Raw genomic sequence first — 21423 nt, 5'->3', positions numbered from 1 at the left:
TATTAATTATGTGAGAACTGGGAAAGCATTTGATTAAACTTTTTTCCAGACCAGTTTCCTATTTGAAATCTTCCTACTCTAAAAGGATCTGTCTGGCTTTGGACTGATTGGTGATGGGTAGTAAAGGCACTTCTAAAGCCTTGCTGCTTCAATATATTTACTGTAGTTTCATTAAAGTTTCCGGAAGGATACGCAAAAGTATCAATCTCTTCTCCGGTTGCCGCTTCCAAATACTGTTTGTTATGAGCTATTTCCTGATGCTGTATCTCTACGGCATGATGTGAAAGGGCAAGATGCGAAACAGTGTGTCCTCCTACAGTAAATAACTCGCAGTCGGCTAAATCGGTAAGTTGCCTTTCGGACATTGAAAAATAGTTTGCATCTATTTGTTGCTGTGTTCCGGCCCAACGCTTTAATTCTTCAAGAAAATCTTGTTGTTCCTCATAGGGTAAGGGACTTAACAATTTCCATAGGCTTATATAAAGAGCAGCTCTACGAGTTGGGGGTGTTAATGTATAGTTCCAAAGCCTGTGTTTCTGAAACTTTTCTTCTGTTAACACCGCATCATCTTTTAAATTATAAATAATTAGCTCTTTGTTTAAATGAATCGATAGAGTAGCCGGAAGAGATTTCACTTGTAACAAAAGATAGGCTAATTCGTCCCACCAAAACGCCTTTGTAGTTCCAATATGTTTGTTGCTGATAAAAAAAGTGGCAGGCAATTCGTATTTCTCTAAAAGAGGCTTTGCTTCCAGATAGTTATCTACGTATCCATCATCAAATGAGATGACAATAAAGGGCTTTAGTGATTTTGAATGAAGTTGTTCAACTAATACATTCATCGGAACTACTACTCCTGTTTTTTTCAGTACCTGCAATTGCTGTTCAAAATTTTTTGCACTTACCGCAAGTTCCCAAGGATCTAAAGCCGGCTCGGCCACCCTATGATACATTAAAACAAGATGATAGGGTTTAGCGGTTCTTGTAGCATTTTTAATCCACTGGTATAGGCGCATACTATACTATTTTACTGAATTTGCCGTAATAATTACCTGCATATGCGGGTCATGAATTTCCAACATTTCTTTTTTTAATTCTGGTAATCCCATTCCATACAAAAAAGCAGCCGCTACATACGTATTGCCATACGTGTTGATCTTTATTTGATTTGTGGGAAAAACTTCTGCTAAAATTTTCTCTATGGCACGTCCGGTAAAAGACCAGTACCATGTACTTTCCCATTCGCCATAATCAATAGGAGTAATCCCAGGCACTGTGAGTAGTAATGTACCTCCAGGCTTTAAAACCCTGAAACAGGTACGTATTACAGCTTTGTAATCATACACTAAATGAAGGGTTTGGGTAAGTATAATACAGTCAAAACTATTTTCTGGAATATGAGGTGCATCACTTAAATCACCGATTATAGTCGCATGAGGATTACTATCATTCACGTGCAGAATTTCGCTGGTTTGCACATTTTTTTTACCAAAGCGCAGAGTATATTCATTATCACCGATCTCCAGCACTTTTCCGTGAATACTGCCAGCTTCAGCCTGCAAGAAATTTTCAATATAGTACCGGTCAATGGGCCCCCCCTGTCATACCCAAAAGAAGTACTAAAGGGAGTGGTCCGGTAAAAATCTCCTGCCTCTACCCTTCCGGTTGAGGGGCGGAACCTGTTGTAGAAACCCAACTTATGTAAGGAGCGTAAACCAAAAGAAGGTATTATTTTCTTGAGGGAAGTTTTAAAATTCTTCACTATTATATCTGCGAATTTATACCTAAGATAAAATTTAAGATTATTATTTTTTAATAAAGCGACCGCTTCTTTGGAAGGCTTTATGTCACCTGTTTTAAGTTGAAGAAAAAGAAGCATACCATAGTAAGTCTTATAGCCTTTTATTCCTTCTCTGTAAGCTCTTCTTTCTAAGCTTGAGGTAAGAGAAGATTCCTGTTTCCTGAGAACCTGCAAAGCTGTTTCCAGCATCAGTGAACTATTAGCAGACATATTGTAATTGTGCATACGATACATCGCTAACTTTCTTGTATGATGAATTACAGGATATTTGCGGGCAATCCTTAGATATATGTCGTAATCTTCACAGGCTTTTAAGGATGTATCATATGTAAACTCATTGAATACATACTGCCTATACATAACTGTGCCATGCATACCAATATAATTACTTCTCAATAAGTTTAGATAGTGATCAGAGGTAACATCTTCCTTTTTTTCATCCAGTTTTGTTTTATCAATAGTAGTTATGTCACTGGCTCCGGAAACAAAGGCTGCCTCCGGATTTTTCTGTAAGTATTGAAGATTATATTCGATAGTGTAATTGTACAACAAATCATCTGCATCCAGAAAAACCAGAAAATCCCCATTACTATGTTTAATTCCAGTGTTTCTGGCAGCAGACAGGCCCTGGTTTTCCTGATATACATACATAACGTTGGAAAATTTAGCTGCTACTTCTTTTGTAGTATCTGTTGATCCATCGTCTACAACTATTATCTCCGTATGTACATAGGTCTGGTTACGAATACATTCAATAGCTTCTGCCAAATATTTGCCATGGTTAAAACAGGGAATAATTACTGAAACCAAGGGAAACTCGGATGGCACAGGCAACATATACATATTTTAGTTTTCAAAACTATTTACGAACTACCAGCTTAGAGACCGTCCTATATTTATCTGCTTCTATTACTACACTTCAACGATGTATCTATTAATTGCCGTTTAGGCATCAGAAGATAAAATCAGCCAAAATATAAACTAATAGTATTTCTTCTTTTTATTCACCTGGTAAGCTTTCTTTCGTAAGATTATTAAAGTCAGTACGTCTGTTATTAGGAGTTCAGATAAGGCTTTGCCAGGATGTAGCAACTTCTGGCTTGCTTAAAAACAGGAATGATAGCAGACAAACTCGCTTAATTTTTTTTAAATTCATAGGTTAAATAGGTTCCTATCCATTGCCTGTTTATTTTCTCAAAACGGTTATTAATCCACTCTTTTATATCTTTATCTGTGATGAAAATATGATCAGCCTGTACTGGCCATTTGTTTCCCAGTAAACTAGATTTTATCTTCTGATCGATCATTTCCTTTAGTCTTTCCTGCTCAAACTGGCGACGCATGGAGCTACTTAAAAAATCGCTCCACCAGGGTTCCATATCCTCAAATACGACCAGGAATTTTCCACCGGGTTTTAATACTCTTTGTACTTCTTTAAATACTTTCAAAGGGTCGTTTACATGGTTTATACTCCAGAAAGCAAGCACAGAATCAAAGGAATTATCATTGAACATCAAAAATTCACCTACCCCCATAATAAAATTTGGTTTTTCAGCTAAACATGGGTACGATTTTGAAAGCAAATTCCAGTCAGAGCTAAGCCAATCCGTAGATGGATCTACCACTATGTAATTACAATTTTCAGGCAGATAATGTCTTACCACTCCGACTCCACCTCCCAGATCCAATATATTTCCCGACAATTTGGCAAAATAATCGCTAAAAGGGGCATAATCATGCTTAAAAAGAGATACAGCTGAATTTATATCTGTCAACAGATCTTTATACCAAAGCTCCATCTCCTGCTGCCTCTCCTGCCAGTTGCCCTCTTTTTTATTTATTGCTTCATGGGGTAACAAATTAATGTATTCTTTTTTTGGCTGAGGAAATTGAGAGTGACATGAAAGGCAGCTTATCATATCATCTGTATACTCAATTTTTCCTTTACAAACCGGGCAAATAAGTGAATTTACAAAAGGCTGAGTAGTAGAAGTCATAATGCAGAATTGATTCTTAGTAATCGTTCGCCTGTTTATCTATTTAAAACATGTATGCATATATGGAAAGCTATACTCTTTATTGTTTTATAGCTTTTCATCATTGATTGCCTTGGTATACCACTCCAGTTTTGGGCGCACTACGCCAAACCATTCTCCGGTATACTCTTTTCTCATTTCTCCAGTATCAACAATAGTAACCATGAGCGGTTCTTTGGCCTCTGCAGCCGTAGCAGATACATTTTCCAGTATCCAGGCATTAATTCGGTAAGTTCCTTCATTTAAAAGGTTGCCTGGAATTTTCATACGCGACTTATATTTTCCTTTTTTAAAAGCGGTATTTGAATAATTATCTTCGTTTGCCGTAGCGGATGCCCAGTTGGCTGATGACAATACTCCTGCTTCCAGTAAACTTCGAAGCTCAAAATAGCTGGACAGTAATAAGCCCTCTTTCAAATTTATGTATTCAATTTCAATATAAAAATTTTCATTTATGTAAAAATGGCCGCAAATCGTTCCGTCTTCCCGCAAAAGTCTCAACGCAATTATCTGGACATTATCCACGGATTGCCCAAAGTACTCCCAGGTAATTTCAGGCTTTGAATCTTTAGAAAACAAATTAAGGTATGTTCCTATTGCATCATCTACCGTGCTGTCTAAGTGTATTTTTCCTTGTCTTAATAAAATCGCTCTGCTACAAAGTTTTGCAACAGCTGCCATATTATGGCTTACAAATAAGATAGTGCGGCCCTCTCCGGCTACTTCCTTCATTTTACCTATACATTTCTTTTGAAATTCAGCATCGCCAACTGCCAAAACCTCGTCTACTATTAAAATCTCAGGTTCCAGATGGGCAGCCACGGCAAAGCCTAAGCGGACATGCATTCCGCTGCTATAGCGTTTCACAGGTGTATCAATGTGTTTTTCCACACCCGAAAACGAAATAATTTCATCTAGTTTACTTCTGATCTCAAACTTTGACATGCCTAAAATAGCCCCATTAAGGAAAATATTTTCCCTGCCTGTTAAATCCGGATGAAATCCAGTTCCAACTTCCAGTAAGCTTGCTATACGCCCGTCTACTTTTATTTCACCTAAGGTAGGTGCTGTTATGCGGGATAGAATTTTTAACAAGGTAGACTTTCCTGCCCCATTCATACCAATAATACCCACTGCCTGCCCTTGGCTAATTTCAAAATTTAAATCTTTTAAAGCCCAGAATTCATTGTCTTTAGAGTGAGTAGGATAGTCTGGTTCCAGTTTTGCGTACGGGTTTTCTTTTCCTCTCAAATTAGCCCACCAGATATTTAAATCCTGGCTTAGGGTACCAGTACCTATACTTCCCAGGCGGTATCTTTTACCTAAGCCCTCTACACTGATTACTACTTCTGACATATTGTTTTAAATAACATCCATAAAGTTTTTCTCTACCCTATTAAATATTAAAATACCGATCAGAAGAGTGATAAATGTAAATAAAAAGCTATAGGAGATGTACCAGATATTAAATTCTCCGATTCCTAATAAGGAGTATCTGAAAACTTCTATCAGCGGTGTAATAGGATTCGCTAAAAGAAAAGCTTTGTATTTTCCTTTAAAAAAGGATACTGGATAAATAACCGGCGTTGCATACATGAGGAGTTGTACCCCAAAAGTAATTAAAAAAGTTAGGTCGCGGTATTTGGTTGTTACAGACGAGATAATTATTCCTAATCCAAGTCCTAATGCTGCAACAATTAGTAGTAGAAAAGGAATGAGAAATATATAAGTATTAAAATGTATGGTACTGTTTAAAAAGAAATAAAAGTACGCGATTAAAACCAGTAGCAACAGCAGTTGAATACCAAATCCTATCAAGGCTGAGAGTACATTTGATAAGGGAACAATTAATCTTGGAAAGTAAACATTGCCAAAGAGATTTTCATTTGCTGTAAAGGTGGTTGCTGTTTTAGTTAAACAGCTGGAGAAATAATTCCATATCACTAAACCAGATAAATAAAATAAAGCCGGAGGCGCACTGTCTGTTGGAATTTCTGCTACTTTGTCAAAAACAATAATAAACATTAGCGTAGTAAGCAAAGGCTGGACAATAAACCACAGTGGCCCTAGTATAGTCTGTTTATAGACAGATACAAAATCCCGCCTTACAAACATAAAAAGCAAGTCGCGGTAGCGCCACAGATCATACAGATGTAGATCAAACCAATTTGTTTTCGGTTTAATGATTAGCGTCCATTTTTTTGCCTTATTTGGCACTAATTGATGCTCCATTAAGAAATTAATTATGACAGATCAAAGTTGGGAAAGAATTCTGGTTCAAGATCAAAATTGAACGTTATATATAGTAATTAATATCTAATTTATCAAAAGGATAATTTAAACTGTGAGCTATTAAATAGTAATTAAGATTGTGAGCTAAGTGCATTTGCTAAATCTCGCATACCTTTTATTAAAGTTAATCTCAGCAGTAGTTAATTATAAGCAGTCGCATACAAAATAAAATAGTGAGAACGTTTTTAGTGCTAATACCTTTTACCATAAAATAATGATAGGAACTAACACTCTGCCCCTTCATTTGTCTGGAGATTTTACTCATACCTTATTTGATAGTTAAAGTAAACTACGCCCAAGTGTTTCAAAGTGCCTTCTTTGCTAAGTTTGGAAGCAACTACATTTGGAAGCTGTTACAGTTCTCATAATGACCTTGAGTGTTGATTCGTCATAAGATTGTATCCATGTCAATTAAATTATGTATCTTTCTCTATTTCAATTATTTTAAATCATTGATCTTTTTACTAACCTTAGATTGCAATAATTTATTTAGATGGTCAATGAGCCATATTCTATTACAACCACCTTTAGTATGAAATTTATTCATCCAAAGTATTATATATATGTATTGTTACTCTTGGGATTATACTCAGAATCTTTTGGGCAGGTAATTACTCAAATGGGCGATATTTCTTTAGGCGGTAAAGGGGGAGAATATTTAGTAAAATGTATTAAAACAAGTGATGGAGGATATTTGTCGATTGGAAATGCTAATAATATTGATGGGGATGTTTCTGGACCTGCACAAGGAAATTATGATTACTGGGTAATAAAAACAGACGAACGTGGAACAGTTCAATGGAACAAATTATTAGGTAGTTCAGCTAATGATTATGTTTTTGATTCAACTGAAGATCTAATAAATAAGGGATTTGTATTGATAGGCTATACTGAATCAGTAATAAATAGTGGAAATATCTCTAGTTCTAGCAAAGGAGGATACTCTGATATCTGGGTAGTTAAAATATCCGAAGACGGAAATAATATTCAATGGGAAACCAGAATAGGAGGAGACGAGGAAGATTATGGATTTTCAATCCAACAGTCGAATGATGGTAATTATTTAATAGCCGGATTTACTAATTCCACACCAAATACAGGTGATCTGGGAGGGGATCTCTCCAGAGGAGGCTATGACTTTAGGCTTATTGGCTTAAGTGCCTCAGGTACTGTTCAATGGGATAAACGTTTAGGTGGATCGGATTATGAAAACGAAGTAGAAAATGGAGGTTCTATTTCTGCGATTCAGACGCTTGACGGAGGATATTTGTTTGCAGGACGTAGTTATTCAAACAAAAGTGGGGATAAGTCACAAAATGCGATAGGAGATTCAGATCTATGGATTATCAAATTAAATAAGTTACGGGAGATTGAGTGGGATATTACGCTTGGCGGCACGGATGAAGAAACGCTAACCTCCATACTTGAAACGAATAATGGCGAATATATAATTGGAAGCACTACCAAATCCAAAGATCCGGTGTTAGGGGAACCTGATGACAAAGATTTTTGGATAATAAAATTAAATAGTATTGGCTCAGTTGTTTGGGAATATAAATATGGAGGAAAGTTAGATGATGAGCTAAAATCAGTGATCCAAACCTTAGATGGTGGTTTTCTGCTGGGAGGATGGTCTTTGTCTAGTAATGATAAAGATAAGAGTCAGCCTAATTTTGGTGCATCTGATTATTGGGTCATAAAATTATTTGAAGATGGATCAAAAGAATGGGATGCTGTATATGGAGGATTACAGGAAGACCTTATATCAACTATACTTGAAACTAGGGATGGTGGTTATCTGCTGGCAGGAACTTCTTTTTCAAATGTAAGCGGAAATAAAACAGCGCCAAGTAAAGGGGATGCTGATTTTTGGTTACTTAAACTGGAAGGGACAGTTGTACTGCCTATAGATTTAATCTCTTTCAGTGCCCATAGATCTTCCATGAATTCGGTGGACCTGCGATGGAATACCGCTTCGGAAGCTAATAATTCTCATTTTACTATTGAAAGATCTACTGATAACCTTTCTTTTAACAGCATCCTTGAGATACTAGGTGCAGGAAACAGTAATCAGGTGAAGTCTTACTCAGCCATTGATAACGATCCTTTGCACGGAATATCCTATTATAGACTAAAACAGACTGATTATAATGGAAAATCCACATACTCTAAAATTGTTAGTATAGTATTACCAATAGATGCCCTAAATAACTATTCTATATTTCCCAATCCAACCGACAGTAAACATCTATATTTAGAAACAAAATCATCTGCAAACAATCAAAAAATTGTAGTTCTGATTGAAGATATTGTAGGAAAAAAAATAGTAGAGAGAGTTTTGTATGGAGATCCAATCAATCGTGTCAATTTATTTAATCAGCATTTGAACCTAAATAATGGTATCTACTTCCTAACCATTATCACATCAGATGGACTTATCAGGAAAAAAGTAATCATTGAATAAGGATTACAATTCAATCAATAGGCGTAACATCAATTGTCTGTCTTTATAGTAGCCCTGACTTAGTTATATAACATATGCTAGTTTCTTAACTGCCTTAACAAAAAGCAATTTTCCATCTATTGAATGCGTATAAATTTTGTGTTTTGCTCATGTTTTATTTGATCTATTATACGGATGAACTACATCCTTTTAGATGCTGTCTTTTAAGACTGCTTGTGCAATTTTAACTAGAATTATCCTCTACAACTGAGACACTAAATGTATACCCATCCCAGAGATGTAATAAATCTACTAAAGTAATTAGCCTGAATACAGTGCAAAAATATGGCTATTTATAATCAGAAAGATAAGTCTGAAAATTCTTGCTAATAAATTAATATACTCATTATCAATGATTTGTATTAGATTATGTTTTTTAATAACTGCTCAGAATTAAAAATGAATTAATAAGTATATAAAGCCACAGTTATAAGACCTATCCAATCTCATCTCTTATGTAAAGCTGTCCTGGTTAACATATAATGTCCACTCAATCTGAGTTTTAACTTACATGATTATGGCGGTGATAAGACTCATTCTTTTTAGAAAGTACTTTAAATTCTGGTTTTTGCAAGCTAAGCCAGTTCTCAAAATGGGTATGGCTTGCTAAAAATATACACTTTTAAAAAGAGAAAAAATGGATAGATGTCCTTCACCTACTTATACCAGGAGCCGCCTTCCCCTGGCGCTGCTGCTAATCTTACTATGGCTGCCATACCTGAGCATGGCTCAATCCTATTACGTCAACTACTCCTTACCCTCTTCCGGTAAAGTCTCCGTCAATATCTATGATGAGAAAGGAGCCATTGTGCGGGAACTCCTCCATGGACAAAGCCAGAATGCAGGCAGCTATAACCTGCTTTGGGATGGCAAAGATGGCAAAGGCAACACCTTAGCCAATCCTTTACAATACAAATGGAAACTGCTCAAAACCCCTTCAGGGCTGCAGGCAGAGTTCATCACGGGGGTAGGTTCGAGTTATCCTAATGGCGCCAACCGCCAATGGGAATCAGGTTTAGGCAATCATGAGGGCACCAGTTCGGTAGCTGTGGATGAAACCCATGCCTATGTGGCGGCCGGAGGTGGAGAAAATGTCCGCACCCATGGCAAGTTCAACTTAGAATTAACGCAGAGCATTGCCAGTGGCTGGCAGCCGGATATAGGTCAGGGCTATTTTGCCCGTACCATCCTGGAAGGCAAAATCTATGGCTTGCAAGCCGATGGCTATGTCTCCTTTCACTCGACAAGCGAGATCAATAGAATGTATCAGTCAGTGGGGACCTCTGCCAACTATGTGGGCAGCCGATGGGATGCCCTGTATCCGGGCAAAACCAGACCCGGCAGAGGCCAGATCACCATGATGCAACTCATGGACATGGCCGGAGCCCGCATCGCCACCACTTCTCATCTAGTGATCAGCTACAAAGAACAGAACCTGATCCAGTGGCGTAACCCGGCTAATGGGGCTGTCTTAGACCAGGTAACCATTCCTGCTCCATTGGGAGTAGCCATTGACAATGCAGGCAATGTGCTGGCTATCTCTGAAGGAAAAGTAGTACGCTTTTCAAGAAGTAACAAAACCCTGGTGCAGGTTATTGCCGCGACAGCTTTAGATGCTCCCTGGCGTTTGGATGTGGACCGAAGCACAGGAGAGATCTTAGTAGCTGAAAAAGCAGGGGGCAATCAGGTCAAGAAGTTTTCTTCCTCGGGCAGCTTGCTTAAAAGCTATGGCAGAAAAACCGGCAGAGCTTTTGGTTTGCATGTGGCTACAGACTTTTATGATATTTCTGATATATGTTCAGACAACAAAGGAGGCTTTTATGTGACTGAGCCGGGCAAGCGTGCCATTCCCCGGGTGGCTTACATCAATGCAAGTGGAAGTTTGGTCAAGGAGTTAGTGGGGGGCACCACCTGGACGGCTTTCGGTCAGGCAGAGCAGAATGATCCTACGGTAGTATGGCTTACTTTGGGTAATTCGTGTCTGATCAGAGCCAAGGTGGATTTAGCAAGCAAGTCCTGGAGTGTACATTCAGTGTATAACATCAATTTGCTTTCAGAAAGCAAGATGCATTACAATGGTTCGATGGGCACAGGCCTGAGTGTATGGAAGCCTTTGGTGCACAATAATACCACCTATCTCTGCTTTGATATGGGATCCGGTCAAAATCAAATAAAAGTACTCAAAGTAGATGAGAGTAACTGGAAATTATTACCTGCAGTAATTGCTTACTTTGGCTTTGATAACAATGATTATGATTATGGAGCGATCTGGACCGATGGCAATGGAGATGGACTCTTACAGGATAGCGAAAAACGCAGAATCAAATACTTGCCGTATGTTAAAAATATTCGCGTAATGGATGATTTCAGCTATGTATATGACAGAGAATCTAAGGGAACAATAGCCATGTTAAAGATAAGGGAGTGGAATGGAGCCGGCTCACCGGTCTATGAAGACTTTCCGGCTAAAGACTTTGCTCCCTGGCCTGCTTTTATGCTCAAATCCGATGGCCAGTCTAACGTGTATGGCGCTGGTCACTTTTTCGCTTCTAAAGGAGTAGGGCATCCTTTATACACAGCTGTAGGGATGGGAGACAAAGGATGGGGTACTCCTGAAGAAGTCCACCTGCTCAAGTTCAATGCTGATGGCACTTTAGCCTGGAGAGCCGGTAGAAATACCAAAACCAAAAACTATTATGATATGAACCATACCATTCTGCCCGGAGAAATATGGTCTACCTTTAAAAATACGGTAGGTGTAGTACATGAGTGTGTGGTGGCAGCTGACTTTAATGGAGGCCATAATGGGCGCACGGATTGGACAGCTTTCACCTATGTATGGGACAAGGATGGCTTATGGGTAGGGGGCTTGTTTGACAACCCCAATACCTCGGTGGCTCCTATGACGGCTTACACGCAGTCTAGTGAGAATGGGGCAGGAGGCTTGTATGAGGATCCAAGCAATGGCACGGTGTATTATTACGGGGGAGCTGAAAATGAGGTGCGTATCTACAAGATCTCCGGATGGGATAACTGGTACCGTACTAATGGAATGGTAGCTAATACAACTGTTGGTGCATCTTTAGATATCGCTACAACACTTGAGCAGGTAACTTGTTATGGATTAGATAATGGCAGTATCTCTGCTTCGGTTACTGGAGGTACCGCTCCTTATACGTATCTATGGTCCAATGGGCAAACAACAGCCGCTGTTTCAGGGTTAGAAGTAGGTACTTATTCTGTAACCGTTACTGATAAAATAGGTGTAAAATTAAGTAAAGAAGTTACCCTCGCTCAACCTAAAATATTAGCAGTTAGCAGTACAACTGTTTCTGAAAGTATAACAGGAAAAGATGGCTCGATTACCCTAACAGTGAGTGGGGGAACTGGAGCATATACCTACCTATGGTCCAATGGGGTTATTACCAAAGACCTGACTGGCATTGCAGCCGGTTCCTATACGGTTACAGTAACCGATCAAAATAAATGCTCAGCTAGCCAGGCTATTGTAGTGAGTAAAACAGTTGCTCCCTTAACTATCACTGCAAGTTTACAGAACGTGTCGTGCTACGGACAAAATAATGGCAGTGTATCAGCTACGGTTAGTGGAGGGGTAGCCCCTTATACGTATCAATGGTCTAGCGGAGCTACTACGGCCTCTGTATCTGGCTTACAGGCCGGTTCCTATACGATTACAGTAACCGATCAGGCAGGAACCAAAGTAAGCAAAAGCCTTAGCCTCACTCAACCTCAAGCAATAACTATTAGTAATAAAACAGGCAATGAAACGGCTGTGGGTAAGGATGGAGCGATTACCCTAACGGTGAGTGGGGGAACCGGAGCATATACCTACCTGTGGTCCAATGGGGCTACTAGCAAAGACCTGACTGGCATTACTGCCGGTTCCTACTCGGTTACTGTCACTGATCAAAATAAATGCTCCGCCAGCCAGACCATCGTAGTGAGTAAAAATGTTCCGCTTACTATTAGTGTTACTTTTACTAATGTTACCTGTAATGGAATAACTGATGGAAGTGCAATTGCAACAGCTACTGGAGGAACAGCACCTTATACATTTGCCTGGTCTAACGGTACAAGTGCAGCTCAAATCAATTACTTGAAAGCTGGCGATTATTCTATAACTGTAACAGATAAAGCTGGTCTTACACAAACAAAAACTATTACCCTTACACAACCTTTAGCTATTACAATCACAAATAAGACAGCAAGTGAAACAGTAGCAGGAAAAGACGGCTCGATTACCCTAACAGTAAGTGGGGGAACTGGAGCATTTACCTACCTGTGGTCCAATGGTGCTACTACTAAAGACATAACGGCGCTAACTGCAGGCTCATATTCGGTTACGGTTACCGATCAAAATAAATGTACAGCGAGCCAAACCATTGTGGTGAGTAAAACAACTGTTCCCTTAACCATCGCTGCAAGTTCTCAGAATGTAACCTGTTATAGAGCAAGCAATGCTTCTGCTTCAGTAACTGCTTCAGGTGGGATATCTCCGTATACTTATTTATGGTCTACTGGAGCTACAACAGCATCTGTATCTGGATTAAAAGCAGATTCCTATACGGTAACGGTAACTGACTTGGCAGGTAATAAACAGCTCAAGACAATAGTTATTTATCAACCTCTTCCTATTAAAATCATTACAACCGTAAAACAGGAAACAGCTGTGGGCAAGGATGCATCTATCAGTTTAACGGTAAGTGGGGGAACCGGGACTTATACTTACTTATGGTCTAATGGAGCTACTACTAAAGATTTGACATCTTTGACTGCCGGTTCCTATTCGGTTACAGTTACCGATCAAAATAAATGTACAGCCAGCCAAACCATTGTGGTGAGTAAAAATGAACCTGTAGCAGTCCTCGGCTTCAGCCTGATCAATGCCGATACCGATCAGCCTATCGCTTCTTTTAATCCGGTACGCAATGGAGATAGCCTTATCCTATCTGCTTTGCCTACCCGTAATCTAAATATGCGGGCTAATACCACTTCTCCTGATGCTATCAGTAAAGTCCAGTTTGATTTGAATACCACTACCAATTACCGGGTTGAAGCTGTAGCCCCTTACTCTTTGGCAGGAGATACTGACAATGATTATATTAAATGGAATTTAACACCCGGAAAATATATACTAAAAGCGATTCCTTACAATAAATCTAATCTTCCAGGTACAGCTTTAACCATCACTTTTTATATTATTGAAAAGGTAACCCTTCCTACTTCTTTGTCTCTTACTACTAACGCTACAAACATCACTTGTAATGGACAAAATAATGGCAGTGTATCAGCTACGGTTAGTGGAGGGGTGGCACCTTATACGTATCAATGGTCTAGCGGAGCTACTGCGGCCTCTGTATCTGGCTTACAGGCCGGTTCCTATACGGTTACAGTAACCGATCAGGCAGGAACCAAAGTAAGCAAAAGCCTTAGCCTCACTCAACCTCAAGCAATAATTATTAGTAATAAAACAGGCAATGAAACGGCTGTGGGTAAGGATGGCTCGATTACCCTAACGGTGAGTGGAGGAACTGGAGCATATACCTATCTGTGGTCTAATGGGGCTACTACCAAAGACCTGACTGGCATTACTGCCGGTTCCTATACGGTTACAGTAACCGATCAAAATAAATGCTCAGTTAGCCAAACTGTTCTTGTCAATAAAACAGAACCTGTAGCAGTCCTCGGCTTCAGCCTGATCAATGCCGATACCGATCAGCCTATCGCTTCTTTTAATCCGGTACGCAATGGAGATAGCCTTATCCTATCTGCTTTGCCTACCCGTAATCTAAATATGCGGGCTAATACCACTTCTCCTGATGCTATCAGTAAAGTTCAGTTTGGGTTAAATGGTAATACTGAATATGTAATTGAATATACTGCTCCATACTCACTATCAGGAAATAATTATGAAGACTTCAGCCCTTGGAATTTAGCCCCGGGAAAATATACATTATCTGCAATCCCTTACAATAAATCTAATGTTCCAGGTACAGCTTTAACCGTGACCTTTTATATTTTAGAGGGTTCTACTCTACTAAATCAGGAAATAGTTTTAAAGCCTGATAATTTGTTTACTCCCAATGAGGATGGCGTTAATGATTTTTGGAAGATAGACAATATTGAGTTACATCCTGAATATGAAGTAATCATCTTTAATAGAAATGGAAGTAAAGTATTTCAAGCTAAACCATATACTAACAACTGGGATGGAAGATTTGAAGGAAAGCCTTTACTTGCTGAAGCTTATTATTATGTAATTAAAAGTAATAAACGAATTACTATCAAAACAGGAACTATAACCTTAATTAGATAATAGATTAAAATTTGAGTTATTCTGAAATTAATAGTATACGTCCATGTTTATTTTGTTTATAAAAGTATCAAAGTTTAGTTATCTTAAACTAACCTTGATACTTTTATATCTTTTAGCTAATAATATAAATATATCAATATATAAGTGTAATATATAATGAATTTTTAGCAATTAGTTGCATTTAATCTTTTGATTTATAGCTTTGAACTCGTACATACGACTATGAAACTATTGATCATTTATTTTTATATTTAGTGCTTAAATAAAATTCAAATATAGAATACAATGATGCTTTATAAGAATACTTTAATTTTGATAAAAAATATACAATAAATTTACTACAGTAAATATCTGTTTTGATTTATTTGTTCAATTCTTATACTAATTTGAATGTCATTGTATTTGCTTGTATTAGAGCTTGTTATTAAATAATAATTCATTAAGTTAATAATTTAATCAATAAGATTAATACTAAAGTACTAATGCTATTTGTTTTATATTACAATTAATCTTTGTCTAACTAAGACAAGACCCATGTGCTAGAATTATAAATACACTTAAATTTTGCATTATGAAATCGCTTAAAACTAAACTGCATTTATTTGCAAGAAATTCCCCGTCCTCATCCCCAGGTGAATACTTATCAATGGTTCCTCTACTATTTAAGAAGTATATATTATACTGTTAAATTAAATTGTAAATTAGAGTTCGTTTAATGGAGTAAGTAATAGATTGCTAAAAGGCTTATCCTTGGATTAGCTATATTCTCTTCGAAACTATCTCCTTAAATGAAATTCTTATTAAGAGAAAATAATCATTATTGATAAGGTTATACAATCTGTAAATCAATCTCTTGTGTGTAAGTAAATTATATCTATTAATAATAGGCATATTTAACTTTGATTGACCACAATTTTACAATCTATCTATAAGGTTATATTATCTCTTTACCTCCAGCTATTGCTTATATACATTAAGCACTATTTATTAATAAAAGATACCAGACAGTATAAATGCTACACTTAAAGTGATTAGGTGGATATTTATGCAATTATCCTGTTAAGGAATAAATGAAGCTATTACTGACTTATTATAAAATATACACTTTTAAAAAGAGAAAAAATGGATAGATGTCCTTCACCTACTTATACCAGGAGCCGCCTTCCCCTGGCGCTGCTGCTAATCTTACTATGGCTGCCATACCTGAGCATGGCTCAATCCTATTACGTCAACTACTCCTTACCCTCTTCCGGTAAAGTCTCCGTCAATATCTATGATGAGAAAGGAGCCATTGTGCGGGAACTCCTCCATGGACAAAGCCAGAATGCAGGCAGCTATAACCTGCTTTGGGATGGCAAAGATGGCAAAGGCAACACCTTAGCCAATCCTTTACAATACAAATGGAAACTGCTCAAAACCCCTTCAGGGCTGCAGGCAGAGTTCATCACGGGGGTAGGTTCGAGTTATCCTAATGGCGCCAACCGCCAATGGGAATCAGGTTTAGGCAATCATGAGGGCACCAGTTCGGTAGCTGTGGATGAAACCCATGCCTATGTGGCGGCCGGAGGTGGAGAAAATGTCCGCACCCAGGTTAAGCTTGACCGGTCACTTTCACAGCTGGTTTTTAGCGGCTGGCAGCCGGATATAGGTCAGGGCTATTTTGCCCGTACCATCCTGGAAGGCAAAATCTATGGCTTGCAAGCCGATGGCTATGTCTCCTTTCACTCGACAAGCGAGATCAATAGAATGTATCAGTCAGTGGGGACCTCTGCCAACTATGTGGGCAGCCGATGGGATGCCCTGTATCCGGGCAAAACCAGACCCGGCAGAGGCCAGATCGCCATGATGCAACTCATGGACATGGCCGGAGCCCGCATCGCCACCACTTCTCATCTAGTGATCAGCTACAAAGAACAGAACCTGATCCAGTGGCGTAACCCGGCTAATGGGGCTGTTTTAGACCAGGTAACCATTCCTGCTCCATTGGGAGTAGCCATTGACAATGCAGGCAATGTGCTGGCTATCTCTGAAGGAAAAGTAGTACGCTTTTCAAGAAGTAACAAAACCCTGGTGCAGGTTATTGCCGCGACAGCTTTAGATGCTCCCTGGCGTTTGGATGTGGACCGAAGCACAGGAGAGATCTTAGTAGCTGAAAAAGCAGGGGGCAATCAGGTCAAGAAGTTTTCTTCCTCGGGCAGCTTGCTTAAAAGCTATGGCAGAAAAACCGGCAGAGCTTTTGGTTTGCATGTGGCTACAGACTTTTATGATATTTCTGATATATGTTCAGACAACAAAGGAGGCTTTTATGTGACTGAGCCGGGCAAGCGTGCCATTCCCCGGGTGGCTTACATCAATGCAAGTGGAAGTTTGGTCAAGGAGTTAGTGGGGGCACCACCTGGACGGCTTTCGGTCAGGCAGAGCAGAATGATCCTACGGTAGTATGGCTTACTTTAGGCAATTCGTGTCTGATCAGAGCCAAGGTAGATTTAGCAAGCAAGTCCTGGAGTGTACATTCAGTGTATAACATCAATTTGCTTTCAGAAAGCAAGATGCATTACAATGGTTCGATGGGCACAGGCCTGAGTGTATGGAAGCCTTTGGTGCACAATAATACCACCTATCTCTGCTTTGATATGGGGGCAGGAGAGCCAGAAGTTAAAATTATTAAAGTAGATGAGAGTAACTGGAGATTAATGCCTGCAGTAAATATCCGGTTTGGTTACGACAATAATGACTATAACTATGGAGCGATCTGGACGGATGGCAATGGAGATGGACTCTTACAGGATAGCGAAAAACGCAGAATTAAATATCTGCCGTATATCCGTAATCTAAGAGTAATGCCTGATTTTACTTACATTTATGACAGGTATTCTCTGGGAACAATAGCTATGCTAAAAGTAAGGGAGTGGAATGGAGCCGGCTCACCGGTTTATGAAGACTTTCCGGCCAAAGACTTTGCTCCCTGGCCTGCTTTTATGCTTAAATCCAATGGCCAGTCTAATGCATATGTTGCTTCACACTATTTTGCTACTGAGGGAGTAGGCTATCCCTTATATACAGCTGTAGGGATGGGAGACAAAGGTTGGGGTGCTCCTGAAGAAGTCCACCTGCTCAAGTTCAATGCCGATGGCACTTTAGCCTGGAGAGCCGGTAGAAATACCAAAACCAAAAACTATTATGATATGAACCATACCATTCTGCCCGGAGAAATATGGTCTGCTTTCAAAAACACGGTAGGCGTGGTGCATGAATGTGTGGTGGCAGCTGACTTTAATGGAGGTTACAACGGACGTACAGATTGGACGGCTTTCACCTATGTATGGGACAAGGATGGCTTATGGGTAGGGGGCTTGTTTGATAACCCCAATACCTCGGTGGCTCCTATGACGGCTTACACGCAGTCTAGTGAGAATGGGGCAGGAGGCTTGTATGAGGATCCAAGCAATGGCACGGTGTATTATTACGGGGGAGCTGAAAATGAGGTGCGTATCTACAAGATCTCCGGATGGGATAACTGGTACCGTACTAATGGAACTGTGGTAAGTGGTACCACTCCTCCACCTACAACTACGCTACGTACACCAGAAAATCCTGCTAATACTACCAATGGATTAGATTATAGTTATTATGAAGGTACATGGAGTGATATTCCTGATTTTAATAGCTTAACAGCTTTTAAAAACGGTACTGTAACTTCTATTAGTCTCGCAAACCGTAACCGGAATGATTTTTATGGATTCAGATTCAATGGCTATATTTCGGTACCCACTGATGGAGAATATACTTTCTATACAACTTCAGACGATGGCAGCCGCTTATACATAGGCAATACTCTAGTAGTAGATAATGGTGGTTCGCATGGATCCATTGAGAAATCAGGAAAAATTGGCTTGAAAGCAGGTAAACATAGTTTTAGTGTAACTTATTTTGAAGATGATGGAGGTGAAGCTCTAAGTGTGAGTTATTCAGCATCAAATATTAATAAGCAAGTTATTCCTGCCTCTGTTTTGTATAGGAATTCTACCACTACAACTCCTACTCCTTCAGAAGGAACAGGGTTAAGTGCTACATATTATGATAATATGGATTTAACCGGAAGTACTATGAAGCGAATTGATGCAACTGTAAATTTTGATTGGGGTAACTTTGCTCCGACTAGCAGTATGGGTGTAGATCAATTTTCCGTTCGTTGGGAGGGACAGATTCAAGCTTTGTATAGTGAACCATATACTTTTCACATTCTTTCAGATGATGGAGTCAGATTATGGGTAAATGGCCAGCAACTTATTAATAACTGGAATCGGTCTCATTCAGAAACCAATGGAAATATCACTCTTACAGCGGGGCAGAAGTATTCAATCAAGATTGAGTATTTTGAGGATGGTGGCGGTGCTATTTCCAAATTATATTGGAGTAGCGCAAGGCAGGCAAAACAGATCATTCCTAAGAATTATCTATACCCTCTGTCTAGCTCTAACGGACGGGTTGGCAATGATATTGAGACAGTGAAAGCAGAAAATATACAATTATACCCTAATCCTGCTAAAGGCCTGTTAAATATAGTTTTTCCATATGGGGCAGACGAAGTAGTGGAAGTGTCCTTCATTGATAATTTATCTATAACCAGAAAAACTGTTCAAGGTGTAATAAGTAAAAATACACTTACCATTAATTTACAGGAATTACCGACAGGTATATATATAGTTAGAACTAGATATAGAGATCAAACCAATATAAGCAAATTGATAATTCATTAATTTGCTTATATTAGACTACATTAACTGAGTCTAAAAACCAGCTTAAGAAAGAAATATTTTTCTTTTTTAAGCTGGTTTTGTTTCTTGGTTTGTAGTAGGTCAAATTGGATAAGATAGTAAAATAAGCAAAATCGCAGTATTTCTGTATTTTATCTACTTCTTAAAATAAATATGTAAAAATACCTAGAATTAGGTATTTTATTTACTAATAGATTTCCATATATTTGAATCATAATCCAAAAGTCACCTTTGTAAGGAATTGCAACATTTTATCTGTTATAAATATTCTTGTTCTTACTAAAAGTGCTATTTTTTAGTATAAATAGCACTTTTAAGGATATTGTACTATTTGATTTGTTTTTTAGATGTTTTATTTTAAAGCAAGTTCTTGTATAGAAGTTTACTTTTTTGATGAAAAAATAATAAACTGTAAATATTCATCACGTCACATAAAAAATGTACTATCCCTATACTTTTAATAAAAATAAATTGAAGATCATATGTTTTTAAATCTGATTATCCTCAAAAAGATTACCTGAAAAAACCTATGTTGTTCAACATTGAAGCCAGCTCATAAGTAACCCAGCACCTTAAGCATTTATAATTTATTTCTTTTAATACTCCTTACTCATTTAGTAATTAATCAAATGCTATCTATCTAACAGAATAAGCATAAATCTTTCATGAAAGTTATGTGTGTAATGCAATAAACTGATTCTAATAATTTAGGAATGGGTTTTTGCATGGAATACCTATTAATGCAAAGCTTAGAGATAAATATTTTCTTATTGTATAAGAGAATGTTTTGAAAGGATAGAAATAGGGTAAAAGAAAGAATCAGTGAGTAAACTTGTGGTGTCCAACCAAAAAGTTTTATGCAAGAAAGATTCTTCGAACTCACTGATTGTGAGTGGGAAATTATCAAGGAAGTAGTAGATAACCAAAGAAAAATCAAACATGACAAACGTGTTATTCTTAATGCTATTCTATGGCTACTTACTACAGGTAGTCAATGGCGCAACATGGAAAGTAAATACCCACCCTGGCAAACCATTTATTACCATTACAGGCAGTGGAAGAAGCGAGGCATCATCGAAGAGCTGTTGGCTTTTTTAGCAATCAGAGAAAGAAAAAAAGCAGGCCGACAAGCCTTGCCAAGCGTGTTAGCTATTGATAGTCAAAGTGTAAAGATTGTACAGTTTACTTCCCAAGACAAGGGCATAGATGGCAACAAAAAGGTGAATGGCAGAAAAAGACATCTAGCAGTGGATTGTTTAGGTATTCCTTGGGCTGTGCATGTAACAGCCGCCCATGTGTCAGACACTACAGCCGGTTATGAGTTAGCAGCTAAGCTGAAGGGTAAGTCTTGCCGCCTACATACACTAAAAGCAGATAATGGCTACAAAGATACCTTTGTAGAAGAGATAGAAAGAGACTATGGATGGAAGGTAGAAATTGTACAAAAGCCTGAAAGCGTAAAGGGCTTTGTGCCGGCAGGAGGCCGTTGGGTGGTAGAACGCAGTTACGGATGGCTCAATTTTAAGCGTAGATTGAGCCGTGACTTTGAGAAAAGCACAGAAAGTTCGGAAGCTATGCTACAATTAGCCTTTATTGACACACTGCTTAAAAGAAAACCAGTATAATATTTCAAAACGTTCTCTAATTAAAACCTTATTATAATTAAACCCACATTT

General features: G+C 38.5%; 11 protein-coding genes. 5 read left to right on the top strand and 6 right to left on the bottom strand.

Going from position 1 to position 21423, the window contains the following annotated elements; all coding sequences use genetic code 11:
• Window positions 1-2: 2 nt before the first annotated feature.
• From GXP67_RS03420 to GXP67_RS03400, 6 genes are all read right to left on the bottom strand, one after another.
• Window positions 3-842 (bottom strand): polysaccharide deacetylase family protein, encoded by an 840-nt coding sequence (locus GXP67_RS03420; RefSeq protein ID WP_162441862.1) that lies wholly within the window; start codon window positions 840-842, stop codon window positions 3-5.
• 180 nt (window positions 843-1022) lie between these two features.
• On the bottom strand, window positions 1023-1478 hold the full coding sequence (locus GXP67_RS36885) for a class I SAM-dependent methyltransferase (protein WP_232064898.1): 456 nt from the start codon (window positions 1476-1478) through the stop codon (window positions 1023-1025).
• Window positions 1451-2569 carry a glycosyltransferase gene (locus tag GXP67_RS03415; RefSeq protein WP_197901640.1) on the bottom strand — a complete coding sequence of 373 codons (1119 nt, stop codon included), beginning with the start codon at window positions 2567-2569 and terminating at the stop codon, window positions 1451-1453. Before GXP67_RS03415 ends, GXP67_RS36885 begins: the two co-directional genes overlap by 28 nt.
• A gap of 368 nt (window positions 2570-2937) precedes the next feature.
• Window positions 2938-3798 carry a class I SAM-dependent methyltransferase gene (locus GXP67_RS03410; RefSeq protein ID WP_162441861.1) on the bottom strand — a complete coding sequence of 287 codons (861 nt, stop codon included), beginning with the start codon at window positions 3796-3798 and terminating at the stop codon, window positions 2938-2940.
• A gap of 87 nt (window positions 3799-3885) precedes the next feature.
• Window positions 3886-5193: an ABC transporter ATP-binding protein gene (locus tag GXP67_RS03405; protein ID WP_162441860.1), complete on the bottom strand. Its 1308-nt coding sequence runs from the start codon at window positions 5191-5193 to the stop codon at window positions 3886-3888.
• A 6-nt stretch (window positions 5194-5199) separates the two neighbouring features.
• Window positions 5200-6069, bottom strand: a complete 870-nt coding sequence (locus GXP67_RS03400) for an ABC transporter permease (protein WP_162441859.1) — start codon at window positions 6067-6069, stop codon at window positions 5200-5202.
• Between the two features lie 592 nt (window positions 6070-6661).
• Here GXP67_RS03400 and GXP67_RS03395 point away from each other — a divergent pair.
• From GXP67_RS03395 to GXP67_RS03375, 5 genes are all read left to right on the top strand, one after another.
• Window positions 6662-8593: a T9SS type A sorting domain-containing protein gene (locus GXP67_RS03395; RefSeq protein ID WP_162441858.1), complete on the top strand. Its 1932-nt coding sequence runs from the start codon at window positions 6662-6664 to the stop codon at window positions 8591-8593.
• A 676-nt stretch (window positions 8594-9269) separates the two neighbouring features.
• Window positions 9270-14969: a T9SS type B sorting domain-containing protein gene (locus GXP67_RS03390; protein WP_162441857.1), complete on the top strand. Its 5700-nt coding sequence runs from the start codon at window positions 9270-9272 to the stop codon at window positions 14967-14969.
• A gap of 1122 nt (window positions 14970-16091) precedes the next feature.
• A complete protein-coding gene (locus tag GXP67_RS03385; RefSeq protein ID WP_162441856.1) occupies window positions 16092-17408 on the top strand; it encodes a FlgD immunoglobulin-like domain containing protein in 1317 nt (438 codons plus the stop codon).
• Window positions 17409-17518: 110 nt separating this feature from the next.
• The gene (locus GXP67_RS03380; protein ID WP_162441855.1) at window positions 17519-19729 is read left to right on the top strand and encodes a PA14 domain-containing protein; all 2211 of its coding nucleotides are present in this window, start codon (window positions 17519-17521) and stop codon (window positions 19727-19729) included.
• An 875-nt stretch (window positions 19730-20604) separates the two neighbouring features.
• The gene (locus GXP67_RS03375) at window positions 20605-21372 is read left to right on the top strand and encodes an IS5 family transposase (protein WP_162441854.1); all 768 of its coding nucleotides are present in this window, start codon (window positions 20605-20607) and stop codon (window positions 21370-21372) included.
• Window positions 21373-21423: the final 51 nt, after the last annotated feature.

The organism is Rhodocytophaga rosea, from assembly GCF_010119975.1.
Lineage (GTDB): Bacteria > Bacteroidota > Bacteroidia > Cytophagales > 172606-1 > Rhodocytophaga > Rhodocytophaga rosea.
The sequence above is the reverse complement of the archived record's forward strand: the minus strand, read 5'-3'. Positions and strand labels throughout refer to the sequence as shown.

Coding starts and splice junctions, on each gene's coding strand:
- GXP67_RS03385 (WP_162441856.1), top strand. CDS start 16,092: ATGGATAGATGTCCTTCACCTACTTATACCAGGAGCCGCCTTCCCCTG.
- GXP67_RS03400 (WP_162441859.1), bottom strand. CDS start 6,069: ATGGAGCATCAATTAGTGCCAAATAAGGCAAAAAAATGGACGCTAATC.
- GXP67_RS03420 (WP_162441862.1), bottom strand. CDS start 842: ATGAATGTATTAGTTGAACAACTTCATTCAAAATCACTAAAGCCCTTT.
- GXP67_RS03375 (WP_162441854.1), top strand. CDS start 20,605: ATGCAAGAAAGATTCTTCGAACTCACTGATTGTGAGTGGGAAATTATC.
- GXP67_RS03390 (WP_162441857.1), top strand. CDS start 9,270: ATGGATAGATGTCCTTCACCTACTTATACCAGGAGCCGCCTTCCCCTG.
- GXP67_RS03395 (WP_162441858.1), top strand. CDS start 6,662: ATGAAATTTATTCATCCAAAGTATTATATATATGTATTGTTACTCTTG.
- GXP67_RS03410 (WP_162441861.1), bottom strand. CDS start 3,798: ATGACTTCTACTACTCAGCCTTTTGTAAATTCACTTATTTGCCCGGTT.
- GXP67_RS03405 (WP_162441860.1), bottom strand. CDS start 5,193: ATGTCAGAAGTAGTAATCAGTGTAGAGGGCTTAGGTAAAAGATACCGC.
- GXP67_RS03380 (WP_162441855.1), top strand. CDS start 17,519: ATGCATTACAATGGTTCGATGGGCACAGGCCTGAGTGTATGGAAGCCT.